General features: G+C 46.9%; 3 protein-coding genes. 1 reads left to right on the forward strand and 2 read right to left on the reverse strand.

Annotated features, from left to right (window positions below; translation table 11 throughout):
• Nucleotides 1-170 precede the first annotated feature (170 nt).
• Entirely contained in the window at nt 171-896 is a 726-nt protein-coding gene (locus E5S67_RS04700) for a DUF502 domain-containing protein (protein WP_172185908.1), read from the reverse strand.
• A 1132-nt stretch (nt 897-2028) separates the two neighbouring features.
• Here E5S67_RS04700 and E5S67_RS04705 point away from each other — a divergent pair.
• Nucleotides 2029-4857: a PAS domain S-box protein gene (locus tag E5S67_RS04705; RefSeq protein ID WP_172185909.1), complete on the forward strand. Its 2829-nt coding sequence runs from the start codon at nt 2029-2031 to the stop codon at nt 4855-4857.
• A 706-nt stretch (nt 4858-5563) separates the two neighbouring features.
• On the opposite strand, the gene E5S67_RS04710 is transcribed toward E5S67_RS04705, so the two are convergent.
• Nucleotides 5564-5761 (reverse strand): hypothetical protein, encoded by a 198-nt coding sequence (locus E5S67_RS04710; protein WP_172185910.1) that lies wholly within the window; start codon nt 5759-5761, stop codon nt 5564-5566.
• Between the last annotated feature and the right edge of the window lie 239 nt (nt 5762-6000).

Below are 6000 nucleotides of genomic sequence, written 5' to 3' on the forward strand. Positions count from 1 at the left end.
GACTCGCCAGCGGCGGGTTGTTTACAGATACTTCGCTGTCAAACCCCAGATTTATGCTCGAAACCGGGTTTCTGAATGTAGGCTGTCTCGGTTTGGGCTGGTTTTGTCCAAAGATTATCTGCTAAGGGGAAAGTTTACACGGCTTTACGGGCGAATAAAGATGTCTTGGTTTAGTCTTCTTCGACTGGGACAGCCTGGTATCTTGATTCGGATACCAAGGGTTCGAGTGTTTTGCCCTTAATGTTTTCGGGGGGTACTGGAACTGAGTTGCTGGGGTTGACGATGCCGCCGGAGATGATGACTTTAAAGGCATCTTCGATCGACATTGACAAATTGACTAAATCTGCCTCCGGGACTATAGCGTACCATCCGGTGGTGGGGTTGGGAGTGGTAGGGATGAAAATGCCGATCGGGGTTTCGCCGGACAGGTGAGGCGGAATATCGTTAGTCTCGATCGTACCGGTCACAAATGCTAAAGTCCAGATTCCCCGCCGGGGATATTCCACTAACACCACGCGGCGAAATTTGTCGTTTGAGTTGAGGATGGTTCCCAGCAGTTGTTTGAGAGTTTTGTAAACCGAACCGGCTAGGGGAATTGCCTGCAACAGCCGTTCGCCAAAGTCTAGCAGCCACTTGCCGAAAATGTTGCGGGCCATTAAACCGATGACTAAGATGCTCAGCAGGGGTACAGCCAGCCCTACTAATAGATTTAGCAGATTCACCAAAATCGGGTGGAGTCCGTCAAAAGGGTTGATCTGCTTGGGAATTTTGGTGAGAAAATTGATGACCCAACTGGCGACGGTAATTGTCAGCCAGATGGTGGTAGCTAACGGTATCACTACCAGTAGACCTGCGATCAGGTCGTTTTTTAAGTCTTGTTTGATGCGTTGGAGCACGGCGGGTCAAATCTCCTCGTAACTGGTTGCCAATAACCTGAATAAACCTGAGACTAAAGCAACTGCACGGGCTTTACTGCAAGTCACCATAGACGATCGTCTTCAATTGTGCGAAACCCTACCCTTTTTGACGGGGAAGAGTTCAGGATCGCCGGTGCTGTACCTATATTTTAAAGAATTATTGCAAGTTGGCGCTTGCTTTTAATATATGCGGGCTGTGCAGCAGCTCACCGTATTGTATATTTTAAGACAGTTTGGCTCTGGCTCAACCAATAAGCCGATCGGTCAGAGGCTACCTGGGTGTGCAAGTGTAGCGAGTCCAGAGGAAATTTTCTGTGATTGCTGTCGGAAATTAATTGCTCGATCGAGCTTTCTCATATTTTATGCCGGGTAACACTTCTTTCTACCGAATTCAGCGGAATCTATGCAGGGTGAGTTTAATGTTTATCCAAAAATATATCTTTGGACAGATGCAATGCGAGTACAATTTTCACTATACAAAGAGTGATTTTTGACGAACGAAGGCGATCGACAAGCCAAATGTTCGCCCGGTTTCAACTGTTGCATTGTAGGCAAATCCGGCAAAAAGTAAAGCAGACACACCAGCAACTTTCACTTTTTTGAAGGGATCGATCGAAATTAAGGATATAAGGGCAGAATTAAAGCGAATTTAAGCTTTAGAGGAGTGGCAAAGCAATTTAGAAGTAACTCGGGACTCACTACAAAAAAATAATCTGCCAAACGAGGTAGCAGTAGTTAGCAGTAAGCGAGATAAATTACTAAATAGCTAGTTGTTTCTAGCAGTAAGAGCGAGACTATTTGTTTGACAGGGTATGGTTAAACTGCTGGCAAGAAGCAAGGCCACAGCGGTGTGGAGTGATTGAAAGCAGGTGAAAGTTAAGGAAAAGCAAGGGCGATAGGCAATCAAGTTAGACCAGAGATTAACCTTGCTGCAAGTAGCAAAAGACTTGATTAGAAGCTATGATTGAAATGTGAATGCTTAACTGATGAAACAATGGATTTTTACATTTTTTTAGGCAATTTAACACGCAATACTTTTGTGGATCGCACTTAACAAGTAGCTGCCAGAGGGGGTTGTGTGAGAACTAATATTTAAATAAAAGGAATTTTTGTGAAAAAGCTCAATATCCTCTTAGTAGAAGACAGTCCCCTAGATGCCGAACTGATTGAGGCATATCTAATAGATGGCGGAATCGAATTTTCTCTGCTGTGTGTGGAAACTCGGGAAGACTTTGCTAACGCGCTGAAAAAACACTATTTTGACATTATTTTGGCAGATTATATGTTGCCTTGTTTTAGCGGAGAAGAAGCGCTGGAAATCGCCCACGCTACTTGTCCGGGAGTGCCGTTTATTTTTGTGTCGGCTACTTTGGGCGAGGAAGTGGCGATAGAAACTTTGAAAAGCGGCGCTACCGATTATGTTCTCAAACGCCGTTTGATACGCCTGGTGCCGTCGATTCAGCGGGCCCTGCGGGAAGTTCAAGAACGGAACGACCGCAAGCAAGCCGAAGCACAGCAGCAGGAGAGCGAAGCTCGATTTCGGATTATGGCAGATACCGCGCCGGTGATGATTTGGATGTCGGACACTGACCAACTTGGCGATTACTTTAACAAAGGATGGCTGAAGTTTACCGGTAGAACTTTGGCGCAAGAAAGGGACACTGGTTGGATGGAAAGCTTGCACCCCGATGACTTGCCAGAATGTCGGGATATTTACCGGAGAGCTTTCGACTATCGCACCGAGTACCGGATCGAATGCCGCATGAGGCGCTATGACGGGGAATACCGCTGGGTTTTGGGTACGGGCGTACCTAGGTACAGGCCCGATCGCACTTTTGCAGGTTACATCGGTTCTTACATCGATATTAGCGATCGAAAACTTGCAGAACAAGAACGCGCTGCCGCTTTGTCGCGCGAACAAGCAGCTCGCCAGCAAGCAGAAGAAACAGCTAAAGCGCTGCAATCGGCAAACGATCGAATTACTAACATTCTCGAAAGCATTACCGACGCTTTTATCGCGGTCGATTTAAAGGGGAACTACACCTATGTCAACCACAAAGCTCTGGAGCTTTTAGGCAAGTCAGAAGCCGAACTGATCGGTAAAAATGTTTGGGAGATATTTCCCTGGGCGATCGATTTACCGTTTAACAAAATGGCTGGCAAAGCATTAGCAGAAAAGGTAACGGTCGAGTATGAAGAATTCGTGCCGTTATGGAATAAGTGGTTGAAGGTGCGTTTTTATCCTTCCGATTCTGGTTTGTCGGCTTACATCCAAGACGTTAGCGATCGCAAGCAAGCAGAAGCTGCACTCAAAGCTAGCGAAGAAAAGCTGAAAATGTTGGCCGAAGCTAACTTGATGGGAATTATCTTCGGAGATGTTAACGGCAATATCGTGGAGGCTAACGATGAATTTTTGCGGATAGTTGGTTACACGCGGGAAAACTTGCAGCGCGGGGAATTAAACTGGATTGACATCACGCCGCCGGAGTACCTCTCTCTCGACGAGAAGGGGATTGCAGAGGCACAAGCAACGGGGGCTTGCACTCCTTACGAAAAGGAATTTTGGAGGAGAGACGGCAGTCGGATTCCGGTGTTGATCGGATATGTTTTGCTGGCCAAAAAACGGCAAGAATCTGTGGCTTTTATTCTCGATTTGACCGTTGGCAAGCAATTGGAAAGAGAACTGCAAGCTCGAGCCCAGGAATTGGCGCGGGCGAACCGGATTAAAGACGAATTTCTGGGAACTTTGTCCCACGAATTGCGAACGCCGCTGAATGCGATGCTGGGATGGGCGCAACTGCTGCGAAACCGCAAGTTTGACGAAAAAACGACTGTTCGGGCTCTGGAAACGATCGACCGCAATACGCGATCGCTGGCAACTCTGATCGAGGATTTGTTGGACGTGTCGCAGATTATTACCGGCAAACTGTCGCTGAATTTGCGGTCGGTTGATTTGATTTCGACTGTTGAGTCTGCGCTCCATACTCTCGCACCCGCGATTGGGGCAAAAAATATTGCAATTGTGACGGATTTCGACACAACTGCGGGGCGGATTTTTGGCGATGCCGGCCGCTTGCAACAGGTAGCGTGGAATTTGCTGTCGAATGCGATTAAGTTTACTCCCGATGGCGGACAGGTGAGGGTGGCGGTGCGGAAGCTGGAGGGGACGCTCGCCCCTGAGGACTCCGCTTGCTGTACAAATTTGTCGCTCGCTAGTGTGGAAATTGAGGTCAGCGACACCGGACAAGGGATTGCGGAAGAGTTTTTGCCCCACGTTTTCGATCGGTTCAGCCAAGCTGACAGTTCTACAAAGCGATCGTACAACGGATTGGGTTTGGGTTTGGCTCTAGTGCGCCATTTTGTGGAAATGCACGGGGGGACGGTGCAAGCGGAATCGGCCGGGAAGGGACAAGGAGCGAGCTTTTTGGTGAGATTGCCAATTAAACAGCCAAATGGCGACTGCGGATTTTCTGTTTCCGGGCCAGAGGAGTTTGCGGTTGCTCACAGCAAGGCGCGAGCCCGTGTAAATAAGTCTTTTGTCAGCAGCAATCTTTCTGGATTGCGGGTGTTGGTGGTCGATACCGACGCGGATTGCCTGGATTTGGCTTGTACAGTGCTCGAAGATTGCGGGGCCCTGGTGGAGACCGCTAGCTCGGGAATGGAAGCCCTGGAGGCGATTGAAAGGCTGAATCCGGATGTGTTGGCGATCGATATCGAGATGCAGGCCCCTGATGGAGAGGCTCTACTCCCGCAAGTACGATCGCTCGTGGCGGACAGGGAAATTCCGGCGTTGGCGTTCACGGCGGTTGGTAGGGTAGAGGAACGGGTACGGGCGCTGCAGCAAGGTTTTCAAATTTACGTGTCCAAGCCGATCGAGCCTGTTGAGTTGGTCGCGGTGGTGCAAAGTTTGGCGGCGCGATCGAACGATTTTAGATTTTAGATTTTAGATTTTAGATTGACTCCGCGATGACGGATGTCGTAACTACACATGAATTTTCTTGCATTTGAGCGATCGTAGCATCCGGGCGAAAAATGTTTTTTTCAAGTTAGTTCGTAGGGTGCGTAATGGCTCAACTTGCTTACCAATTACCAATCAAGTATCTCAGCACAAAAAAACCGGGAGCATCTCAGTTTTGCATTTACTGTCCGTCTGCGACCGTCTCCCTCTCACTCCTAAAAAATGCTTGTTGTAAAAAAAAACCTGCCTCTACCTGAGTCTGCTAACAGCAAGTATGAGTGTTAATTACAATTAACCTAATTTGTCAAGTCTCTAAAGTTATAAATTTAATTTAGGTCAAAATTTTTTGCTTTCGATCGCAGGTGCAGGGACGATCGCCCTTAACAGTATCTCCTCAAATCTCTAGTTCAGTAACTAGCTGCTTCATTAAGCCTGAGTATTAATCACAATTAAAACTAATTTGTCAAGCCTCTAAAGTTATAAATTTAATTTAGGTCAAAATTTTTTGCTTTCGATCGCAGGTGCAGGGACGATCGCCCTTAACAGTAGCTCCTCAAATCTCAAGTTCAGTAACTAGCTGCTTCATTTGGAAAATATTCTGCTGGGGTCAAGGCTTCTCACACTCCTCTATTTCCCAGCGTGCAAGGATTTTTCCCCTCTTTGATATTGACTGGTCGTCCCGTTGCAACTATCCACAGGTAGATACCAATTGCACCCGGCCAGCATCCATTTCATCCATTAATAACTCTAAAGCCTCATAATCAATATCCGAGATGTACCCCAAACGGGTGAGCTCGTAGTTGATTTCGTTTTCAATGTCAGGTGTCAACTGCTTAATGTAGAGGGCTTTTTCTACAAGTTGACGAATAGCATGAGTTGCTTGCATAGTAGGTCGGAGAACTCCGTACAGTTTTATTTTCCTCTGAACAGTCCAGCGAGCAAGTGATCTAAATCAGAACTAACAAGTGATTCCAATTACATTGTTCAGTTTAACCTAACAGCTAGGGCAAGGTCGATCGCAATGTTTACACTTAGGAATGAAAATTTAATAACTTTAGCGTCTGCTAAATAGTCGGAACTGCACGATAATTCCATTTGGGTAGATAGTCATCAAAAATAATTTTC

It is taken from the genome of Microcoleus asticus IPMA8, assembly GCF_013179805.1.
Classification (GTDB): Bacteria; Cyanobacteriota; Cyanobacteriia; order Cyanobacteriales; family Microcoleaceae; genus Microcoleus; species Microcoleus asticus.